We start from the raw sequence: 21,940 nt of genomic DNA on the forward strand, positions 1-21,940 counted from the left end.
TAATGAAAAAGCTGGTGGTCTTTTCCGGTGCAGGCATGAGCGCCGAAAGTGGCATTAATACTTTTCGTGACAGTGATGGACTTTGGGAACAGCATCGTATAGAAGAAGTCGCCACACCCGAAGCCTGGGCCAAAAACCCACAACTGGTACAACGCTTTTATAATGCCCGCCGTAAAAACATTCTGGAAGCACAGCCAAATGCAGCCCATCAGCTGATCGCCAATCTTGAAGATAACTTTGATGTGCATGTAATCACCCAGAATATTGATGACTTGCATGAACGTGCCGGCAGCTCCAAGGTGATCCATTTACATGGCAATATTCGCCTGGCCAAAAGCTCAGGCCCCGATGCACAAAGCACAACCGAGTTTTATCCAATTGAAGGCTCTGAATTAGATTTAAATCAACACTTTTGTAAGGCAGGCTATCCGCTGCGTCCTCATGTGGTCTGGTTTGGCGAAGCCGTACCCGCGTATGAAGAAGCTCAAGACTGTGTACAGGATGCCGATATTTTCGTGGTGATTGGCACCAGCCTTCAAGTTTATCCAGTTGCCGGGTTAATTCATGAGATTCCTGCGAAATGTCCGGCCTATTACATCGACCCGAAAGCCGAGCAGCAGCATTTGCCTGCACAGTTTTACAAAATCCCCCAAAACGCGACCGATGGCATGCAAACACTGCTAGGTTTACTGAAATCCGGGAATTAAATTTTTTTTATATGCTGCATTCTCTGATTGACAGTATGCAACAATCAATTTTTAATCAGCTTATCGTTGCAAGGATGGAATTAAACCATGCTGTCTGATCTGGATGACTTTTACTGTTTCGCTCAGGTGGTGGAACATGGCGGCTTTAGTGCAGCCGAACGTGCGACCGATATTCCCAAATCCAAACTCAGCCGTCGGGTGTTTAATCTGGAAGAGCGTCTGGGTGTACGTCTGATTCAGCGCAGTTCTCGTCATTTTGCCGTCACCGATATCGGCATGAATATTTACCGGCATGCCCAAGTTATGCTGAGTGCTGCACAGGCGGCGCATGATCTGGTGGACCACCTGAGTACCGAACCGCGCGGAACTATTAAAGTCAGCTTGCCCGTCTCTATTGCCCAAAACGAACTGGCAAAAATTCTGCCGGATTTTTTGAAAAAATATCCTGAAATTAAAGTCCAGATGATGATCACCAATCGACGGGTCGATATTATCAATGAAGGCTTTGATCTGGCCTTACGTGTCCGTTCCAGCCTGGATGATGACCCAAATCTGGTGATCCGCCAGTTTGAAAAAATTGAGCAGCATTTATTCGCCAGTCAGGGTTATTTAAATGAATTTGGTGAACTAAAAAACCCAGAGCAACTGGCTGAACATAAAATCCTGAGTATGGCCGAAGACCATACCGAACAGTTTCTAACCTTACAAAATGAACAGCAGGAACAAAAAAAAATTCGTGTCAGTCCAACGGTTATGGGTTCTGACTTAAATATGCTGGCACAACTGGCCGCGTCAGGCTCAGGCGTCACTTTGTTGCCAGATAACGTGGTCGAGCAGTACGTGGCAAGTGGTGAACTGGTTCGAGTGCTTCCTGACTGGAAAGCACCGCATGGTATTTTCCATGTGGTTTATCCTTCACGTCGCGGCTTATTACCTGCAGTAAGGGTCTTTATTGATTATCTGGTCGCTGAATTAAATCGGCGCTAAATGAAGTACTTTTGAGAAAAACTAGACAAAAAAATAGCTCATTCTTGGGGAAAAATGAGCTAGAGAAACTTTCACTACAGCATAGTGAGCGAAAAAAAGGGAACGTATGTATCTGACTCTTAGTCTAATCAGATATAAAATCCTAAACCACTGTTTAATGTAGTGTTTTGTATGTTTTCGTCAGCAAGAACGAGTGAGTTGTAATTTATGTAAGTGGATTATCTGAATAAAGATCATTCAATCAATATTTTAAATTTCCGAATACTCACCTGTACCTTCAGGCCAAGGCGACAAGACTTCAAACCCGGTTTCAGTCACATAGACCATATGTTCCCATTGCGCAGACCAGGATTTATCCGTGGTGACCACAGTCCAGCCATCTTTCAGCTCTTTGACGCGAGCTTTACCCATATTCACCATTGGCTCAATGGTGAACACCATACCCGGAACCAGTTTAATGCCCTGTCCTGGCTGTCCGTAATGCAGAATGTTTGGCTGTTCGTGATAGACCTTGCCGATGCCATGACCGCAATATTCGCGCACGATGGAATAGCCTTCACGCTGTGCGACCGTTTGAATCGCATAACCAATATCACCCAGGGTCGCGCCCGGCTTCACTGCATGAATCCCGGCTACCATAGCTTCATAGGTGGTATTGACCAGTCGCTTGGCTTCTGGAGATGGAGTTCCGACATAGTACATCCGGCTGGTATCACCAAAATAACCGTCTTTAATAATGGCAACATCAATATTGATAATATCGCCATCCTGAAGAACGACTTTTGATGATGGAATGCCGTGACAAACCACTTCATTCAGTGAAATACAGGTGGTTTTGGTATAGCCATAATAGCCAATATTGGCTGGCGTCACTTTTAATGTATTTACAATAAAATCATGACAGAGATCATCCAGATATTCAGTCGTGACACCTGGCTTGACATGCTCCCCGATCATCGCTAAAACCTCTGCAGCCAAACGCCCAGATATCCGCAGTTTTTCAACATCTTGCTCAGTTTTAAGACTAATCGCTGTAGCTCGCATATACCCATCCTCACTATGAATCCCTGAATTATAATCCCTTTTTTGCGAAATATGTCGCAGTTGTTGAGTTTCGGCACAGCAATTTTCCTTGAAATAGGACTTTTCACTGCTGCTTATTTGTACAAACAATAACTGACATATTTTGATATCAAGTGCAGATATTTTTTGAGCTTGTAAGGAAAAATATATTTTTCAGCGAATTATCAAACATATATTTCTACCAAGATTTGAATGACCGGTTATGTGATCCGCAAACTCACTAGAATCAAGGCTTCCAGCCTTAAAATAAACTCCAAAAAATTGGACATATACACTAAAATCGCTTTCTTTTGTTCTATTGATCTCCCTTTATGACAAGTCTGCGTACCCGGGATATTGTCGCCCTAGGTTTTATGACCTTTGCACTGTTTATTGGTGCGGGCAACATTATCTTCCCACCGATTGTGGCTCAACAAGCCGGTGAACACGTATGGCTCGCTGCTTTAGGTTTCCTTATTACAGCAGTCGGCTTACCCGTGATTACCATTATTGCGTTGTCTCGCGTTGAAGGCTCCATTCAGGCACTAAGCTCGCCTCTGGGCAAAGCAGCCAGTATTTTGCTGACTGTAATCTGTTACTTAGCTGTTGGCCCTTTATTTGCGACGCCACGTACCGCAACCGTTTCTTATGAAATCGGTTTTTCATCTTACTTTGGCAATGAATCTGGCAGTCTGCTCATTTACAGCATCATCTATTTTGCTGTGGTGACCATCGTGTCCTTATATCCCAATAAGATTCTGGATACCGTCGGCTATTTCCTGTCGCCACTTAAAATTATTTCTTTGATCATTTTGGGTGTAGCAGCCGTGATGATTCCTGCCAGCAATCCGCCTGCAGCGATCGATAATTACGTTACCAGTCCAGTGACTGAAGGCTTCGTAAATGGTTATTTAACCATGGATACTTTGGGCGCTTTAGTTTTCGGTATTGTGATTGTCAAAGCCATTACTTCACGTGGTGTAACCGATAAAAAACTGATTACCAAATATGCAGTGAATGCCGGCATTATTTCTGGTATTGGTTTAACTCTGGTGTATTTAAGTCTGTTTAAACTTGGACTAGGTAGCCATGAGATTGCACCAAATGCAGCCAATGGTGCCATTATCCTGCATGCATATGTACAACATGCTTTTGGCGATATGGGTGCTTACTTCCTGTCCGGCATGATTTTTATTGCCTGTATGGTCACTGCAATTGGTCTGACCTGTGCCTGCGCTGAGTATTTTTCCAGCTTGACCAAAATTCCGTACAAGATCTTTGTATTTATTCTGGTGGGCTTCTCACTGGTGATTTCAAATCTGGGTTTAACCAAACTGATCGCTGTTTCGGTTCCAGTCTTAAGTGCGATTTATCCGCCTGCCATTAGCGTCATTATGCTGAGCTTCTGTGCAAACTTCTTCAAGAAACCATCTCATGTGATTGCGCCAGTGACCCTGGTGGCCTTGATCTTTGGTATTTTTGATGGATTAAAAGTCGCTGGTTTTGAATTGCCTGCATTACTGCAAAATTTACCTCTATCAGATCAGAATCTGGCCTGGTTTATCCCGTCCATGATTGTATTGCTGATTACAGCTGTGATTGACCGTATTAGAAACTAAAACTTCTAGGATGTCTGAAAAATCGTATTTTTACCCAAAATCCGGTTTGAGCGTGATCAATAATTGTCAGGTTTTACCCAAACGGACATTTATTGTTTCTTAATAATGACATCAAATCACCGCTGTAAATCTTGATACTAAGATTTTCTATAAAATATGATGTATAGAATTGCACTTTAATTATTTTATTTTTTATATAAATATAAACAAAACTTTAATTTCCTGATTTTAGATACCTATTGTTGCCAACTTAAACCAAGTCCCCCTCCGAGTCATACGCAGGCTTACAAAGTATTGATTAACACTACATATCTTTGGCGTAGAATTTGCATTTTCTATCTGGTCGCATTAATCAAATGATGACTACATCTTATTTCCAAAATTAGCTGGAGGTGGAATCTGAAAATATAATTCTTGCCTAATCAAGTGATTATGTAGTTATACGACTAAAGATGACCATTTTGACTGTAAAAGCCTGCCACAGCAGTTGCAAAGGTCCAAATTAAACAGTACAACTATATATTCAATTCTGACTGATTAAATCTGCTTTAATCTTCAATAATATGAATAAATGGGAGGGATGGAGATGTTATCATTACATTTCAACAAGCAAGTCTTCATTGACGCTCTTAAAGCCAACAACACCAATCTGGTGACATTTATATGCACCACTTTTGCACTCATGCTGACTTTAACCGTCCATTGCTTAATTCAAGGTAATTTAAAACTTGAATACTTTGGCTATGCACTGATTGTCTCAGCTGCATTTTTCCTATGGGCTGCCATAGACCAGAAATACCGATAATCAAATTTTAAATTAGCCCAGATGGATGATTTGGCCAGTCATCCATCTGGTGAAAAAAGTGTTTTAACTTTCAAACATTCCAGCATCCTTTCAGAATAACTATAAAAAGAAGATTAGAATAATCCCGCAAATGCTCCATAGACCAAAATCCCTGTCCCGCCCAATTCTGCGACAATTAAACCTAGCATGGCTAAAGTCATTAAACTTCCTGGCAAATGAAACTCACCCAACTGATGCGGCTGTTTAAACTGATTCGTTGTGTCTTGCAGGAAACCATGCAACATATAAGCGGCAATCGAGAAGCTGAAAAACAGAATATTGATCAGTACGCAAATCAGATTCACCATACTCGGCCACACTGAACAATAGGCTAATACTGCCAGAATTAAAGTTGCGGGTGCATAAAGCAGGCTGCTACGATGGGCAATATCGACATAATAATGTGCGCGTGACTGAGGTGATTGACGGATCTGCCAATATTTCCAGACGCCGGTGAACATCCCGATCCACAAGAATATTCCACTAAAAATAATGGCGATTTTAACAGCCAGCTCAAGTTCCATTAGCTGCATAAGTTTATTCCATGTTTATTATTTGACTGACTTTAAAGTCATGTTTTCCCCAAGCTACCCTGCTAAAAATCTATACAGTAAAAGCTTCATCGGGATTATAAAAATCATAGTGTATCGTATGTCTGAATTTGAAACATTGACTCTCCAGTGTCAGGATGGCTATCGCTTAAGTGCACGTTTTTATGCAGCTATTTCTGAAACTGACAAACTTCCAGTATTAGTCTGTCCGGCAACTGGCATTACTAAACAGTTTTATCATCAGTTTTGTGTGTGGTTACAAGCTCAAGGCTATGCCGTTATGGTCTTTGATTTCCGGGGGATTGGTGATTCACTACATGGCCCGTTGAAAAATTCAAAAGCCAGTATTGTGCAATGGGGTCAACTGGATATACCGGCCGCGATTGATGCTTTATTAACGCGTACCAATGCAAGAAAAGTGATACTACTTGGACATAGTGCCGGTGGTCAGCTTTTAGGTATTGTGCCAAATTACGATAAAGTCGCAAAAGTGGTGGCCGTCTCTGGCTCTACTGGACATGTGAAAGGACTCAAAGGTAAAACCAAGTTACTTGCGCCAGTGATGTTTAATGTTATTTTCCCACTGGCACGCATCACTAAAGGCTATGGCCCGACTCAAGCGATTGGTATGGGTGAAAACCTGCCTAAAGATGTGGCACGAGAATGGGCGCAGTTCTGTAGTAAACCGGGTTATGTAATCAACGCGATTGGTAAAAATATTGCACCATCCCATGATTATCATGCTCAAGTCACCTGCCCGATTACCTCAATCTGGTCATCGGATGATGAAATTGCCACGGAAGCCAACGTGAAAGATTTACTGCGTTTATATCCAAACGCAAAAACCCAGATAATTGAACTTAGACCTAAAAGTTATGCCTATAAAACCATTGGTCATATGCTGATGTTCAAGAAATCGCATCAGAATTTATGGCCGGTGATTGAACAACAATTGACTGTTTAAATCAGATTTAGATGGTTATTTGCAGGCTGCTGTGTTCTAATACTCTCAGTTTGAGATGAGCCTCTTACAGTATATGGGCTTGACCTATATACGACTAGCCCCTAACCATGGGGCTTTTTATTGTCTGAATATTTTAAAACGTATATAAAAATGGGCTGACGATAACGCCAACCCATGTCTTTCTTTATCGAATTAAATATTATTTTGACTCAATGTCATAGACCCAGTTTCGAGCTTGTTTCTCAGTCGTGGTTTCACAAACATAATAGTCATGATCCCATGAATCAGGATGGAAGATTTCACGTTTGTGATAAGTCACTTGTTTGGTATTTTCAACACAGGTGAAGTTATCACCTTGGTCTTTGACCTGCGTTCCGTTGAGGAAACCACCAATACAGAGGAAGCGGGATTGTTTGGGCATTTTACTTTAACCACTTTTCCAACCAATATAAAGTTAGATATTACTTTAGTTATTTAGCTTAATAAAAATATTACAATTATTTATTTCCTGTTTTTTAAAAATATCCTACCTTTGGAGTTTTGAGCTTTCTATTTTTGAGCCAATCTTTATACACCTCATAATCCCCCTGTACACTCAACATTTTATCCAAACATGTCTGCATTGTTTCTACACAATATGCCCCTGATCTTTCCAAATATCCTTTTAGAACAGCCTCTTCATAATCTAAAATTATAAAACTTGCTTTATCGTAGTTACGTATATGAGCTAAAATGTTTGATATTGGGATAAATCTGATTATCTTGTTGTTACCACTCAAAACCATTCCCACTAGTTTTGCTTTACTATTGGATTCAAAATTATATATAGCACCCCCACTCATTCCATTATGATCATATGTTATTCCAGTAAACATATGTGAACACTGTTCATAATCTATATATGGATGTCCATACTCATCAAATAAACATATTCCAATATCATGATGTCGCTGTAAATTAGTTGCATGAGAATAGCCCTCCGGCACTACCTCATATTCAAATGTATTAGCTTCTAAAGGATAACCAGAAGCAGCTAACAATTGACCTTCGAAAATTTTCTTTGAAGATAGAATTTCAGTACATTCTCTTCTTTCAGTAATATCAACATAATTATCTGGAATAAAATTTTTATGTGGATCAAACATTTCAATAAGAACTACATCAGTATAATCTTGCCAACCTATTACATCAGGAATTAGTTCACCAATAAACCAAACTTTTTTGGGCATTAAAAAATCATCAATACTTTCTATATGTTTTTCTTTGGACCTAATCCAAAAAGGTGAGGTATTTTGTAATGGGTTTTCAATTGTCTGTTTAACTACATGATAGGCAGTTAACATAAAATACTTACTTTTATATTTTATTAATATCCCACTTCCTCCTCCACTCATTTGATCAATGTGAAATCCATCACTCCATATATTTGCATTACCTACAAAATTGAATAAAAATCTCCTAGATGACATAGCAACTTTTGATTTTTGATTATTTAATAATTTCATTTTATGATTTTTTTTTACCATTCTTAAAATCTCACGTAAAAAAGGGCTGATAAATCAGCCCTTTTTTTTCGACTAATTAATCAATTAAGTTAATTGAGCAGCAGCAATTTTCTTAGTATCAACATCTTTAGCAGCGTCAGTATATTCGCTCATCTTGTCGAAGCTTAAGTATTGATAGATGTCAGCTGACATGCTGTCAATTTGAGCTGCGTACTGTTGGTATTCTTCTGGAGAAGGTAATTTACCCAATACAGCAGCAACAGAAGCAAGTTCAGCAGAAGCCAAGTAAACATTAGCGCCTTGACCTAAACGGTTCGGGAAGTTACGAGTAGATGTAGAAACACAAGTCGTGTTCGGAGCTACACGTGCTTGGTTACCCATACATAATGAACAACCTGGCATTTCAGTACGCGCGCCAGCTTTACCATAAATGTTATAGAAACCTTCTTCCATCAACTGATGTTCGTCCATACGCGTAGGTGGAGCAATCCACAAACGAGTTGACAACGCACCACCTGGAACTTTTTCTAACAATTTACCAGTTGCACGGAAGTGACCGATGTTCGTCATACAAGAACCAACGAATACTTCGTCAATTTTCGCGCCTTGAACGTCAGAAAGAAGTTTTGCATCATCTGGATCGTTCGGGCAGCAAAGAATAGGTTCTTTGATGTCTGCAAGATCGATTTCATACACTTTCGTGTATTCAGCATCAGCATCAGCTTTGATCAGGCTTGGGTTAGCCAACCATTTTTCCATGTTCTCAACACGACGAGCCATCGTACGCGCATCGCCATAACCTTCAGAAATCATCCACTTCAACATGGTGATGTTTGAACGAAGATATTCAGCAACTTTCTCTTCAGAAAGCGTGATAGAACAACCAGCAGCAGAACGTTCAGCAGAAGCATCAGAAAGTTCGAATGCTTGCTCAACAGTCAGGTCAGTTTCCATTTCTGTTAAGTCAATCTCAAGGATACGACCAGAGAAGATGTTTTTCTTACCTTTCTTCTCTACAGTTAGGTCACCTTCCTTAATTGCGTAGTAAGGAATTGCATGTACAAGGTCACGTAGAGTGATACCAGGCTGCATTTTACCCTTGAACTTCACAAGTACAGATTCAGGCATATCTAGTGGCATAACACCAGTTGCTGCAGCGAACGCTACAAGACCAGAACCCGCCGGGAATGAAATACCGATTGGGAAACGTGTATGCGAGTCACCACCAGTACCAACGGTATCCGGAAGAAGCATACGGTTTAACCAAGAGTGAATAATACCGTCACCTGGACGTAAAGACACACCACCACGGTTCATGATGAAATCAGGAAGCGAGTGTTGCATTTGAACGTCAACTGGTTTTGGATAAGCAGCTGTATGACAGAAAGATTGCATAACAAGGTCAGCAGAGAAACCTAGGCAAGCCAAGTCTTTCAATTCGTCACGAGTCATTGGACCTGTTGTATCTTGCGAACCCACAGTAGTCATCTTAGGTTCACAGTAAGTACCTGGAAGTACACCTTGACCTTCAGGAAGACCACAAGCGCGACCAACCATCTTCTGAGCTTGAGTGAAACCTTTACCAGTTGCAGCAGGCTGAACCGGAGTACGGAACATTGTAGATACTGGAAGACCTAAAGCTTCACGCGCTTTAGTCGTCAAACCACGACCTACGATCAGGTTAATACGACCACCAGCACGAACTTCGTCTAGAAGTACTGGAGTTTTAAGTTCAGCTTCAGCGATTTGTGCGCCGTCTTTGAACGCAGTTACTTTAGCAGCAGCGTGATCGATCTTAAGAACGATTTCGTCGCCCATGTTCATGTTGGCAACATCGATCTCGATCGGTAATGCACCCGCATCTTCCATGGTGTTGAAGAAAATCGGAGCGATTTTAGAACCTAGGCAGTAACCACCGTCTTTTTTGTTCGGGATGTGCGGGATGTCGTCACCGAAGAACCAAAGTACAGAGTTAGTTGCAGATTTACGAGATGAACCTGTACCAACAACGTCACCCACGTAAGCAACCTGGTTGCCTTTCACGATCAGTTCTTTAATCTGGTTAAGTGGACCCACTTCACCAGGAACTTCTGGATTGATTCCGTCACGTACGTTTTTCAACATTGCATTTGCGTGCAATGGAATGTCTGGACGGCTCCAAGCGTCTTGTGCAGGTGACAAGTCGTCAGTGTTGGTTTCGCCAGTTACTTTGAAAACAGTCAGTTTGATTTCTTCAGGAACGTCTTTACGGCTAGTGAACCATTCAGCGTCAGCCCAAGACTGCATAACTGCTTGAGCATTTGCGTTACCAGCTTTTGCTTTATCAGCAACGTCATGGAATGCATCAAATACAAGAAGCGTTTTTTTCAATGCTTCAGCTGCAAGTTCAGCAAGCTCAGCATTGTCTAAAAGTTCAACTAAAGGCGCTACGTTGTAACCACCCAGCATAGTACCTAGTAAATAAACAGCACGTTCTTTAGAAACGAGTGGAGAGGTTGCTTCGCCTTTTGCCAATGCAGCTAAGAACGCAGCTTTTACATATGCAGCTTGGTCAACACCTGCTGGTACACGGTTTTCAAGCAAATCTACCAAGTATGCTTCTTCACCAGCTGGCGGGTTTTTTAGTAGTTCAACTAATGCAGCTGTTTGGGCATCGTCAAGTGGCTTCGGTGGGACTCCGAGTGCGGCACGTTCTTCAACGTGTTGGCGGTAAGCTTCTAGCACAGTGTTATTCCTCTTTTTTAAAAAATTACTTATGAATTCCTGCTTATTCCAAGCTTCATAAATAATATGGACTCCGAAATTTTACTAAATTTCCAGTTAAAAGTTAATGCAACTCAAGTGTTTCTTCGTGATGCTCGTTATTTTATAACTAAATGATGCTCTTAATGATTATTCCATAATCAGTTACAGCTTACACCACACGAAACAAGCCCATGAATAGGCCCTTTTAACTGAATTTAATGCATAAAAAAGGCAACCCTGATGTTGCCTGATTTGACGTTAAAAAGATACTCCACCTTAGTGTACAGTGGTCGAGTTTAAATACTGCTGATATGAGTCTCGGCAGCCTTGGAATTTCACCACGCATTCATCTTCATAGGTGGTACTGTGATTATTGCTAGCAAAGGAAATATCAATCTGATAAAGCTTTTTATCTTGTTCTAGCATCTTCTTTAAAACGACTTTGTCACCAACGCTGAGTACATAGCGACTGCCGCCAATAATGACCACACCTTCTTCATCTTCCAGCAGTAGATCAGAATGATGCAAATATCTTACGACTTCCATATTGTGCTACTCCTCGGTTAATTGGAGTTAAATTCATTATTCAATATAAAGATAAGTATTTCTATATTTTAGATTTAGAAATTGTCACAAAGTGTACATTTTGCTTAGGCTATTTTTATTATTTAGTCTTTTGAAGATGCTTATATTTAAATATGTTTAATGGGAAATATGGGTTGGATAATTTTATCCAAATATAAAAAAACCGTTCCTTAGAACGGTTTGTAATCAGGTAATTCGTCATGCGGTGTCACAATACACTTTGCAGTAAATTCAGCGCGGACTTTTTCACGGGCTGCTTTTACATCTGCCTTAATCTCTTCGGCTGGAATCGCATAGACTTCATCAATAATATTCAGGATAAAACCTTTGGTGGTTTCGTCGTCGATCTTGTTGGCATGCACGATTGCTTTTTCTTTCTCAATCGCATTCTGACGATCCAGCATAATGGTACGCGCCGCATTTCCTACACTTCGACAATAACCTTGCCACTGCTCTTCAGGGGTTAAGGGTTTCTTCTCGGCACAACCGGCCAGCGCCAGCATAAACGATAAAGCCAATAACTTTTTCATGAATTTCTCCTTCCGAGGGGCAATATAAAAGATCGGGGAAGATTTGTCATTTCAAAATGCGAGTTGTATGGAATTAAAAAAGCCCACTAATGGGCTTTTTCATTTTGTGTAATTAACCACATGAAGCCTGGATAATCTTTTTGCTTGTAGGATCCACCGTTACAGTCACTCGTTCTTCACGATAATCCATCGTCACCGCTTGACCCGGTTCAACCATACGTACAATTTGTGCCTTGGTTTTCTGCTTGATTTGCGCTTCAGTCAAATTGGACTGACCCACCAATGCCGCTGCCTGATCAGCAATACATTTAGGTTGATTCATGTGCAGTAATTCCCACTCCTCGACCACCTGACCATTCTTTAAATGGCAATATCCGACCTGACCATTGCTTTCAGTACGAATCTCAAGCTTGCCACCCTGATTGACACAATAAGCGCTTGCAGGATTCGCTGAACCTGTTTTAGGAGCATCCGTCTCAGATTGCGGCGTAGTGGTACATGCGCTTAGAGCGAGAGCCAGTAAACCGAACAGCATTGTTTTTTTCATGAGAGCCTATTCTTCTTCAATAATTCTTCACCAATTTAGCATATTTCCTTGTCCTTGCCAGACACAAGTCTGTGTACATTTTTAACCGTGCTTTTTCATTAAAAATTAGAAATAAGACCTTTGTGAATTAAGGACTTCAACACTATAAATTCTCTCAATGAACAAGACAAACAGAAGATAAGAACCTCTACAAAATACGAAAATGCCGAATGAATCGCCTAGACCAAGTGATTATGCATTTCAATAGCATTGCATTGTCATTACATCATTCAAATATGACTTCACTTTTAGATTTGTGATCTGTGCTGGATTGATTTAATATTTGATTGAATTTTAAACTTTCTATTGGCATGACAGACGATCCTCAACTCTCCCTCAAGGAATATCTTGCTACAGTTCAGGAAGTGGTCAAACTCACTTTCGATACACCGGTATGGGTTAAAGCCGAGATTCGTAATCTAAGTATTAAAGCCGGCCATTATTATCTGGAGCTGGCAGAAAAAGAAGCCGACAGTGATCAGGTCATCGCCAGTTGCCGAGCGACTATCTGGAAATTCAGTGCCCAGAAAATTGTCACGCAGTTTGAACGTGAAAGCGGAATTGAGCTGAGTCGTGATTTGAAAGTGCTGATTAAAGTCAAAGCTAATTTCGATCCGCAGTATGGTTTTTCTTTAAATATCGTTGAAATTGACTCAGGCTATACTCTGGGAGATATTGCCCGGCGTTATCAGCAGATTGTTGAGCGGTTGACGACTGAAGGACTGATTCAGCGCAATAGAAACTTGCCCAGCCCTTTTGACCTGAACCGGATTCTGGTGATTGCTCCCGAAAATGCAGCAGGCCTGGGAGATTTTAAAAAAGATGCCGATGCACTGCAGCGTGCGCAGGTGTGTGAGTTTATCTATCACAGTGCGACTTTTCAGGGAAATACCGCCCCGCAAAGTATTATGTACAGTCTGGCACAAGCGCTCAAACAATGGGCACAGACTTATAATACCGCACCGGATCTGATTGTGATTATACGAGGTGGTGGCGCAGTCAATGATCTGGCTTATTTGAATGATTATGATCTGGCTGCCCTGCTCTGTAAACGTTCGGTACCGGTCTGGGTCGGCATCGGGCATGAAAAAGACCGTACCATTCTGGATGAGATTGCGCATCGCTCCTTTGATACTCCGAGTAAAGCCATTGCCGGAATCCGCAATCATATCTTTGAACTAACCCAGGATGTCCTGAATTATCTACAGCGCATTCAGCGTTTATCCCAGCAACAGATTCAGGCTTATCAAAATCAGAATGATCAATTTTTGAAACTGATTCAAAGTCTGGCCAACAACCAGATTATGGATGCGCTGCAACGTCTGCAACAGATCAAGGCCAATACTACCAGTCTGGCCCAGCAGCATACCCAGCTGATTAATCAGCAGCTTGATGCCCTGATGCGGGAAACGCTACTACAAAATCCTAAACATGTTTTATCCAAGGGTTATGCCATCGTGCGCCAGCAAGAACATGTGGTTGCCTCTATTCAACAGATTCAGTCCAGCGATCTGGTTGAAGTCGAATTACATGACGGCATTTTTTCAGCACAACTTATACAGGTACTTCCTCATGAATCATGATACTTTGAGCTTCCAACAAGGCTATGACATCTTGAAAAAGAATGCGGAATTGCTCGAATCTCAGCAAGAACCGGATATTGATAACTTGATGAAAATCGTGGAAGAATCCATGACCGCCTATAAAGCTTGCAAGGCACGGGTTGAAGCGGTTCAAACTGCGTTAAATGATACTTTTAAAGATTAATTGGATGTCATTTCAAATATTAGCTTAGACTATTCTGCTAGATTGAGTTGACATAAAAGCTCTCATTCATGGGGGCTTTTTTATTAAGTGAAAAAAATCATTTCAATGACTATTTAAATTTTCTAGATGGGGATTTTGATCAATCCGCTCAATTCTAAATGGGAAATATTGTATTTTCATTCTCATCCACCAGACGATAAAAAGCCCAATATTGAATTGGGCTTTTTATTACTCTTCAATTTCTATAGGATCACCGTCTTCAGGGCGAATATGACGTGTCCCATCATCCGCAGGATCAACACTAGAACCATCTTTGGTAATAGCATTGTACATTTCATCCTCTTTCTTATCATCGATAAATTCTTCATCTTCGAAATCTTGAGGCTCACTATCGTCGTCAAAGTTCAAAGGCTTTTCTTCATTTATCATGGCGATCCATCACTTATTTAACCAATAAAATATCATGCTCAAATATTTGAAAGATTCATTCAAGAGTCAACGATGATCATTTGTGTAACTGAATAAACACAATAGTCATTGGAACATTACTTTTCTATCGACAAAAAAATGCCTCCTTAGGGAAGGAGGCTGAAATTGGAAAGAAACTACAGCGATAGAATCTATTCATGAATTATATATAAACTTATAATTTATACATTAGCATAATATTACATTAATTTTTCAATTAAAAAGCCCGCTTACTCTTTCAAATAAGCGGGCTAGTGCTGTAGTCATTTTCTTCGTATTATTTGCGTCTTCTTGTTTTCGCAAAATGACTATAGCACTGTGAATTTATCAATAAAGTATAGGGAGTATTAATAAACTGTTCTCTTACATTTGCTTTAAGTTACTTTTCGTTCAATAAGCTGTACATATTAAAAAAGCCCACCTTTAGATGGGCCTTTCCCTTTATCACTTTTGCGCTGATTCAGGTATGTTGTCAAAGTGAGCAACGACTAGAGAATAAGCAAGCTATTGATAAAAATATATAAATACACCATTAACATATAAAAAAATTATAGTTTTATAAAAAATAACTATACTTGTTGAAGTAATTGGCGATTTTAGCTTTCAACGACACTTTATAGCTGACTTAATTTACTAGACATATAAGTTAAAAATAACGTCTTATCCTGAAAATCAGGCATTTCAAACACCCAAAAAATGTAATTTTTAGATCTCAATTTAAGTTTCACATTCACAGCCTTTACTTGAATCATTACATCCTCATGCTGCATTTCTGCGAATAATTCTAAAATCAGGGCAAAGAATCTCAGTTTGTTGACTGTGTTGTATTTTGTTGGTTTATATATTCTCAAGGCTTCAGAATATATAAGCTCGCACCATTCATTTCCATCTTCATCATCCATTAGCTCTCATTTAATTATTTAAAATAGATCACGAGGTAGGTTTATAACATGATGGCTATAATTAAACTGCTTTTAATCTGAATATTAAAATTATAAATTTTTAGAAAATAAAAAAGCCCATCATCCGATGAGCCTTTTTGGGAAATATATCGTGAAGACTACGCTGCAAATTCTTGCAGTACAAATCGTTTTACACTTTCATCAAAGTCAGGTTTTGAAAGAGCAAGCTTGCCATTTTTCATAGTTTTATAACAATAACTCGCTGCTACTCCCATACCCATCAAAGTCAACAACTTCATTGCTCACCTCTTTATTCGGAAGATTTGAATACAAAGTTATCATTCAAATTTGTAGTTTTCCAACTCAGTTTCGATTGTTTTCTGTACTACATGTTAATGAATGTATGAATAATAAATAAATGAAAACCTGCCGCATGATGCGTTTGCTTAAAGTCTTTCAACTAGTGATTAATTTGTGTATCTATCCAGTTAAGGAAATTTTCCTTATTACTGAATTCTGGCATAGACCCTAAATTTATAGTCTCTTTGGCCCCAAATTTTCCAGCGACAGTATTCGGTGCTTGAACTCTGAAATCCAGAGGATCACTTTCATGAAGAGTTCTAAAATATTCTACTGCTTTATCAAATTCACTTTTATCCTTAAAACCTGGTCGTTCCTTTAAAAAGTCATAAACTTGTTCTAGAGCTGGTAGATAATTATTTTTAGGCATTCTGTTTTCTCTAAAATGATGAGTTTTATGATGAAGACCTATTTTGAATGAATAATGATAAGAATATTCCCTTATTTCTTAGAGTTTATGTAAATCATGATGATTTGAGAGTGAAATCCAAATTCTGGAGTAACCTGATAAAAAATGAGCGTAAACATACACTCATTTTTACTACATTTTCTAATGCATGCTTAACTGGCTCGCATTGCTTTAAAATAAGGTCTATTTTATTGAACAAAGTGCAAATGTCGGCTGCTCTATCAGTAAAGATCAGATGCACTTTAAATGCGCCAGTTTAAGGTTCAAGCCTAATTAACGCTATGAATATCAAGTTCATCATTGGTGGTCAATACAACAGAAGCCAAAATTGGAATGCCCAAAATGAAAGGTACAGCGAAAATCCATAGAACTACGGTTACATCCGATTTAAAGAAAAATTGAATAGCTAATGCAGTCAAAATAAGTACAGAAAATAGAATCGCAGCAAAACGGATGATAAATTTAGTCGACATGCGAAGATGCTCTTATGCGTGAAATCGTATTTTCAATATACACCTATTTTTATTATGGTTTTATTGATTTTCAGTCTGTTATTGCATATTTTAATTGATTTTCTATATGTGATAGCTGAATTATACGATGATCAGTTTTCTTCACCCTGAAGTCTCATCCTAAATTCTTTCTCTACTCGTAACTCTATTGTCATATATGTATAGAGATTGAATTTAGAGATCAATGCTTCTGCTGACTATGACATCAATCTACTTTATAGCTAATAAAATCTTTGTGCTGTCTCCCAATAAAAGAGCCCTAAAATTTTAGGGCTTTTTTATTGCTTAAATTAGAAGCGCCAATTATAGAACAAGTCAATCGCACGTTCTAAAGACTGACTCGCTTCCAGATACAAGCGCTGATTTACCTGATAGCGTAAAGTGAGCTTATTCACCGGTGTAAATACCCCGACTCCATAACGGAGATATAAATCAGGCGTAATATAACCAGTCACAGAAACCTGAGTATCATCTCCTGTACCTTGAGCATCCAGAGCTAGACCAGTTAAGCCAAAACTGCGCCCGATCTGGTTGGTCAGTGCGCGGGTGCTACCCAAGCCCAAACTAATCCCCGCAGCAGCGATCGTATTATTCACATCGGATCTAAATCCTTCAGCCTGGCTTAAACCAGATACACCCTCATTAACACGACCGGTAATCAAGGCATTCAAGGCTTCCTGTTCTGACAAGCCCGCATCATTATAAATCTGAATACTTGGACTCGATGCCGTCCCTGTTACCCGTACCCCGACCGTACTACCCTGAACCGATTTATTGGCATCAATGTCCAGCGTCGGATTGGTAAGTTCACCATTAAAACGCGCGATAGCACGATTCAGGTCCAGACTTTGGCCATAGGCTTCGATTTTCACTCGTTGTGACACCCCGATTGCACCATTGGCACGCATTGCAGTTTCCAGACCACGCTGTGACAGATTGACTCGACCCAATAGCGGAATACGACTGTCAAAGCCCTGGAAGATGACCTGATTCCCTAAAGAAACAGCTACATCTGCCCGGATATCCCAAGGACGTGCCGACTTCAAGATCGCCAGCTGATCATCACCTTCATGTACGACACGTACATCTGAAGATAAACCGACTACAGGTTCTGAGGCTTCAGGCATTGAAATCAGCGCACGCGGTACATCGACTGTGCCACTCAGACTCAGTTTTTTATTAAATGGATACATGTCCAAAGTCAAATCAGGTGTCACTACAGCGGTAATTAATGGGGCCTGACGAATCAGCAGATTATCACCTTGCAGTTTTAACTGCACTCGCGGATCACCTTTCCAGTCGACCGATCCGGTTAATTTACCCACACCACGACCACTGTTAAATGCGCCATTGATACTGGCAGAATTCTGACGTATGGATGAATACAGTTGTACATTGGTCAGATTCACCGGCAAGGAGATCATGCTAATCGAAGCATCTTTAACCCGAACCTCACCTTCAAGCAAAGGATCTGTTAAAGTTCCGCTAATTTTTCCGGCATAAGATAATATCCCGTCCAGATTACGGATGTCCTGAATAAATGGCTTAAAGACCTTGAGCTGTACCTGGTTAAAGGCTATTTCACCACGCATCGGTTTACTGTCACGATATGGATCAATGATGACATTGGCATAGCCGGTTCCGATATCTGGTGTTTTGACATCCAGACGAAGCTGCAAGCCATCTGCCACACTTTTTGCGACCAACCCGACTTCATCATATTTGAGTGTAGAGCCCAAATAATCTGGATCTTCGGAAGATAAGCCCACCACACCATTACGCGTCACCAGACGTGCATCGATTTTAGGTTTAGCGCCTTGCGCCCAGGCAGCCTTGGCATAACCATTGACTTTCCCTGTTAACGCCAATCCATCAGGCAGGAATGCACTGAAGTCTTCCAGATCAAGGTTTTGGGTAACAAAAGAGGCACTGCCACGGGTTTTATTAACCCGAATCGGCTGATCAAAACACAACTGGCTTTGCTGACTCATCCAGCAATGAGCACCAACAAACAGATCCGATTGAGCACTGTTATAAATCACTGCTGCATTTTGACGCTGCACCAGACGAGCACGTAAAGAGTCGAAATCACCTTTTTGAATCTGACCCAGCCAGTTATTTTGGGCATTAAAGCCACCGGCGAGCTGCACAAAGAATTTTGACAGGCGGTTTTCTGCCTGCACTTTGAGAATGTGCGCAGCACGGGTACCGGCCAATGATATCTCACCGCGTACAATCTCGCGTGAACCGCTACGCAGGCGATCCATTGTCGCGGTCAATAAGGTTGGTGTGCTTTGCGATGTTGGCAACTGTCCGCGAACACGAACTTTCTGCACGCTAAACAGGTTTTTAAAAGCAAAATTATCGATAGATAGATTAGCTGAAGCCTGCAATCGTGGCTGCGCCTGCATATTGATATAGCCCTGCGCACGACCTCTTAAGCCCGGATACAATTCAAACAGGGCCGGCGCATTCACTTTTAGTTGGAGGTTTTGTGCATTACCGGTCGCCTGAATCTGGTTGCTGGCATAAGACAGGAACAGGTTATTGGCTTCAAACTGCTGTGGTACAAAACCGCGCTGGTTTGAATTGATGATGACCGATAAATTACCCTTGCCACGTACCGGTTTGTTATTCAGCATACCGGCCAGATTCAAGCGTTGAATCTGAATGCGTTTTAAGGCATCTGACCACACCCCTTGGGTTTGCACATTGCCTGACAATTCACCTTTCAGTTTGGCATTAAAATATTGCGGCTTAAAGCGGATTAAGGATGCGTTGATATCCCAGCCAATGCCATTCGCCAGATTGACCAGACCGTTGGCATTAATCTTGCCAGCCACACCATCATGACGAAATTCATTTATCTTCAACATTTCTGGTGTGCCTGAAACGCGCAGTTTCAGCATACCCTGACTGGCTTTAAGCTGGCTGGCATTTAAAGCACCATCATAATTGACTGCATAACCTTTAAAACCACCACCCGCTTTTTCATTATGGAATAACAAGGCAATGGTGCTGTTTCCGGTCAAACGTACGGTTTCATTTTGCTCCGCTAGTCGTCCGGTCAGGTCGACACTATTCAGTTTAATAATCTGCTGATTCGGTTGCGCATAACCATTGGCTTTAACCTGGCCATTCAAACGATCTACCGGTGAAGCTGCGGCAATACTTTGAGTATTCAAATTTTTGGCATTTAATACCGCGGTCCATTTTAACTGACGTTTTTCCTGTGGCAGTTCAATCCGTGCATTGCCGCTTAAGCTGCCTGCTGCATTGGCGCTGTAATTAAAGCTTGGGACATTCAGGATATTTTTGTTCAGATTGAGCTTGGCTTGGTACATACCTGCAGGCAGAAGTCCTTCTTCATGCTGCTCGACTTTAGTGGCCACATGAATATTCTGCTGACCTTCAACCAATGCCAATTTAACATCGCCAGACTCACTGCTGAGCCAGCCCACATAAGGTACGGCGCGATCAATATTTTTCCAGGCAACATCCAGCAGCATCGGCTGCGCTTTATTGTCTTTGACCGGGTTTTGATCCAACTTCAGCTTCCAGCTTTCATAACGGTCGAAATCAACCAGTCCAGTAAGGTGCAGGCCATTTTCCAGGTTACCCGCAGAAGCAATATTGGCATCCAGACTTGGCGGCAAGAAATCTTGTACGACTTGCGGAATACGCTCATGTTTAGGATCAATCCCGTTCAAACGCCCAGCCAGATCCCAACTGACCCGATCTTTCCAGCCCACTGTCCCGGCAAGGGTGACTGCGCCTTTCATCAACTGACCATTTAGGTCGGTAATATTCAGCTGATTGACCAGATCGGTATACATCACCGCACTATACTGACCTTGTGGAATATTTTCCCCGATCAGGTCAGTCTGGACGTTCAGGCCCAGACGCTTGATATCACCATTAAACTCGGCAATACCGTCTTTGGTAAACAGTTTCTGTTCGGCCAGAATAGGCCAGTGGTAATCCTTGAACTTCAACTCGCCGCGCATCGGTACCTGAGGACGCATTGGATGCACGATAACCCAACCGGTTAATAAATCAGGCGTATTGGTTGCTACGCCAGCCTGAATCGTGTCTAGCGTTCCACGTGCCCGCACCTGAATATCATGAATATTCAAGCTGTCTCTTAAGGAAGGTAGATTGACGATGCCCGTGGCATCTAGAGGATATTTGCCTTCAAACTGCATTTTACCCGTAGCTTCACGTACCGACAGATAGCCCATGTCCATACGGGAATCTTCAAAATTTAATTCGGTGCCGGACCAGAGTGCCTCATTTAATTCGATATTATAAAAATCGACTGCATTGGTCTGGGTTTTAATCACCAGATGATCCAGCAGTAAATGGTCAACGCGCAAAATAAAAGGCAAACGGATGGCATTAAACTTGAACGGTTCGCCTGTTGAAGGTCGCTTGTTAATAATTTGCAGATTAAGGACATCGGCTTCAGTCAGATGAATTTCTTTTTTGACAATCGCGCGCCAACCAAGTTTTACATCAGCACGATCAATTTTGACATCGACCGGTTTCAGGCTGACCAGCACATTTTTAAGAATAATCCCGCGCCATAAATTACCGCCTTCATATTCATATTGAATAATTTGCTGGCGTTCTAGCACTTGATCCAGCAGGAATTTACTGCCTTGATTGGTCGAAAATAGTAGAGCCAGCACAGACAGCAGAAAAATCAGCGAAAAAAGCACCGATAATAGGATGCTTCTGAATATACGGCGCTTTTTCGGCACAACGCTATCTTGTGGTTCTTGTTCTGGCTGTGGTTGGTTCTCGACCATGATCTACCCAAATAACTATTTTTTAA

General features: G+C 41.1%; 21 protein-coding genes. 7 read left to right on the forward strand and 14 right to left on the reverse strand.

Going from position 1 to position 21,940, the window contains the following annotated elements; translation table 11 throughout:
* Positions 1-2: 2 nt before the first annotated feature.
* Together ACP7AK_RS09910 and ACP7AK_RS09915 are read left to right on the forward strand one after the other, a co-directional pair.
* A complete protein-coding gene (locus ACP7AK_RS09910) occupies positions 3-707 on the forward strand; it encodes an SIR2 family NAD-dependent protein deacylase (protein WP_180037339.1) in 705 nt (234 codons plus the stop codon).
* 87 nt (positions 708-794) lie between these two features.
* A complete protein-coding gene (locus tag ACP7AK_RS09915) occupies positions 795-1,694 on the forward strand; it encodes a LysR substrate-binding domain-containing protein (protein WP_004645280.1) in 900 nt (299 codons plus the stop codon).
* A 249-nt stretch (positions 1,695-1,943) separates the two neighbouring features.
* Here the strand turns inward: ACP7AK_RS09915 and map are convergent, their stop codons facing one another.
* A complete protein-coding gene (map, locus tag ACP7AK_RS09920) occupies positions 1,944-2,738 on the reverse strand; it encodes a type I methionyl aminopeptidase (RefSeq protein WP_086044724.1) in 795 nt (264 codons plus the stop codon).
* A gap of 350 nt (positions 2,739-3,088) precedes the next feature.
* Between map and brnQ the strand changes: the two genes are divergently transcribed.
* Positions 3,089-4,375, forward strand: a complete 1,287-nt coding sequence (gene brnQ, locus ACP7AK_RS09925; protein ID WP_148334894.1) for a branched-chain amino acid transport system II carrier protein — start codon at positions 3,089-3,091, stop codon at positions 4,373-4,375.
* A 586-nt stretch (positions 4,376-4,961) separates the two neighbouring features.
* Positions 4,962-5,180 (forward strand): hypothetical protein, encoded by a 219-nt coding sequence (locus ACP7AK_RS09930; RefSeq protein WP_004645284.1) that lies wholly within the window; start codon positions 4,962-4,964, stop codon positions 5,178-5,180.
* 113 nt (positions 5,181-5,293) lie between these two features.
* Here ACP7AK_RS09930 and ACP7AK_RS09935 read toward each other — a convergent pair whose 3' ends face one another.
* The gene (locus tag ACP7AK_RS09935; RefSeq protein WP_425879810.1) at positions 5,294-5,752 is read right to left on the reverse strand and encodes a hypothetical protein; all 459 of its coding nucleotides are present in this window, start codon (positions 5,750-5,752) and stop codon (positions 5,294-5,296) included.
* Between the two features lie 118 nt (positions 5,753-5,870).
* Here ACP7AK_RS09935 and ACP7AK_RS09940 point away from each other — a divergent pair, with 118 nt between their 5' ends.
* On the forward strand, positions 5,871-6,734 hold the full coding sequence (locus ACP7AK_RS09940; RefSeq protein ID WP_148334896.1) for an alpha/beta hydrolase family protein: 864 nt from the start codon (positions 5,871-5,873) through the stop codon (positions 6,732-6,734).
* Positions 6,735-6,933: 199 nt separating this feature from the next.
* Here the strand turns inward: ACP7AK_RS09940 and ACP7AK_RS09945 are convergent, their stop codons facing one another.
* The 6 genes from ACP7AK_RS09945 to ACP7AK_RS09970 all read right to left on the reverse strand — a co-directional run bounded on the left by ACP7AK_RS09945 (position 6,934) and on the right by ACP7AK_RS09970 (position 12,646).
* Positions 6,934-7,155 carry a hypothetical protein gene (locus ACP7AK_RS09945; protein ID WP_044108897.1) on the reverse strand — a complete coding sequence of 74 codons (222 nt, stop codon included), beginning with the start codon at positions 7,153-7,155 and terminating at the stop codon, positions 6,934-6,936.
* 94 nt (positions 7,156-7,249) lie between these two features.
* Positions 7,250-8,260 (reverse strand): hypothetical protein, encoded by a 1,011-nt coding sequence (locus tag ACP7AK_RS09950; RefSeq protein WP_044108896.1) that lies wholly within the window; start codon positions 8,258-8,260, stop codon positions 7,250-7,252.
* A gap of 63 nt (positions 8,261-8,323) precedes the next feature.
* Positions 8,324-10,963, reverse strand: a complete 2,640-nt coding sequence (locus ACP7AK_RS09955) for a bifunctional aconitate hydratase 2/2-methylisocitrate dehydratase (protein ID WP_425879811.1) — start codon at positions 10,961-10,963, stop codon at positions 8,324-8,326.
* A 297-nt stretch (positions 10,964-11,260) separates the two neighbouring features.
* The gene (locus ACP7AK_RS09960; protein WP_005263233.1) at positions 11,261-11,530 is read right to left on the reverse strand and encodes a hypothetical protein; all 270 of its coding nucleotides are present in this window, start codon (positions 11,528-11,530) and stop codon (positions 11,261-11,263) included.
* Between the two features lie 209 nt (positions 11,531-11,739).
* Entirely contained in the window at positions 11,740-12,099 is a 360-nt protein-coding gene (locus tag ACP7AK_RS09965) for a hypothetical protein (RefSeq protein ID WP_425879812.1), read from the reverse strand.
* A gap of 112 nt (positions 12,100-12,211) precedes the next feature.
* Positions 12,212-12,646, reverse strand: coding sequence for an I78 family peptidase inhibitor (locus ACP7AK_RS09970; RefSeq protein WP_005106641.1), 435 nt, complete (start codon positions 12,644-12,646; stop codon positions 12,212-12,214).
* A 350-nt stretch (positions 12,647-12,996) separates the two neighbouring features.
* On the opposite strand from ACP7AK_RS09970, the gene xseA reads away from it, so the two are divergent.
* Together xseA and xseB are read left to right on the forward strand one after the other, a co-directional pair.
* Complete coding sequence (gene xseA / locus ACP7AK_RS09975; protein WP_425879813.1) at positions 12,997-14,268, forward strand: exodeoxyribonuclease VII large subunit; 1,272 nt, start codon at positions 12,997-12,999, stop codon at positions 14,266-14,268.
* Positions 14,258-14,452 (forward strand): exodeoxyribonuclease VII small subunit, encoded by a 195-nt coding sequence (gene xseB / locus ACP7AK_RS09980; RefSeq protein WP_005103445.1) that lies wholly within the window; start codon positions 14,258-14,260, stop codon positions 14,450-14,452. Before xseA ends, xseB begins: the two co-directional genes overlap by 11 nt.
* A 228-nt stretch (positions 14,453-14,680) precedes the next feature.
* Here xseB and ACP7AK_RS09985 read toward each other — a convergent pair whose 3' ends face one another.
* The 6 genes from ACP7AK_RS09985 to ACP7AK_RS10010 form a co-directional block, all read right to left on the reverse strand.
* Entirely contained in the window at positions 14,681-14,881 is a 201-nt protein-coding gene (locus ACP7AK_RS09985) for a hypothetical protein (RefSeq protein WP_005103446.1), read from the reverse strand.
* Positions 14,882-15,534: 653 nt separating this feature from the next.
* Entirely contained in the window at positions 15,535-15,822 is a 288-nt protein-coding gene (locus tag ACP7AK_RS09990) for a hypothetical protein (protein WP_425879814.1), read from the reverse strand.
* A gap of 158 nt (positions 15,823-15,980) precedes the next feature.
* Positions 15,981-16,121 carry a hypothetical protein gene (locus tag ACP7AK_RS09995; protein ID WP_425879815.1) on the reverse strand — a complete coding sequence of 47 codons (141 nt, stop codon included), beginning with the start codon at positions 16,119-16,121 and terminating at the stop codon, positions 15,981-15,983.
* Positions 16,122-16,282: 161 nt separating this feature from the next.
* Positions 16,283-16,552, reverse strand: coding sequence for a hypothetical protein (locus ACP7AK_RS10000; protein WP_005263238.1), 270 nt, complete (start codon positions 16,550-16,552; stop codon positions 16,283-16,285).
* 308 nt (positions 16,553-16,860) lie between these two features.
* A complete protein-coding gene (locus tag ACP7AK_RS10005) occupies positions 16,861-17,064 on the reverse strand; it encodes a hypothetical protein (protein WP_005103450.1) in 204 nt (67 codons plus the stop codon).
* Between the two features lie 329 nt (positions 17,065-17,393).
* Positions 17,394-21,914: a translocation/assembly module TamB domain-containing protein gene (locus ACP7AK_RS10010; protein WP_425879816.1), complete on the reverse strand. Its 4,521-nt coding sequence runs from the start codon at positions 21,912-21,914 to the stop codon at positions 17,394-17,396.
* Between the last annotated feature and the right edge of the window lie 26 nt (positions 21,915-21,940).

The organism is Acinetobacter sp. TWP2-2-3 (assembly GCF_049896445.1).
Taxonomy (GTDB): domain Bacteria; phylum Pseudomonadota; class Gammaproteobacteria; order Pseudomonadales; family Moraxellaceae; genus Acinetobacter.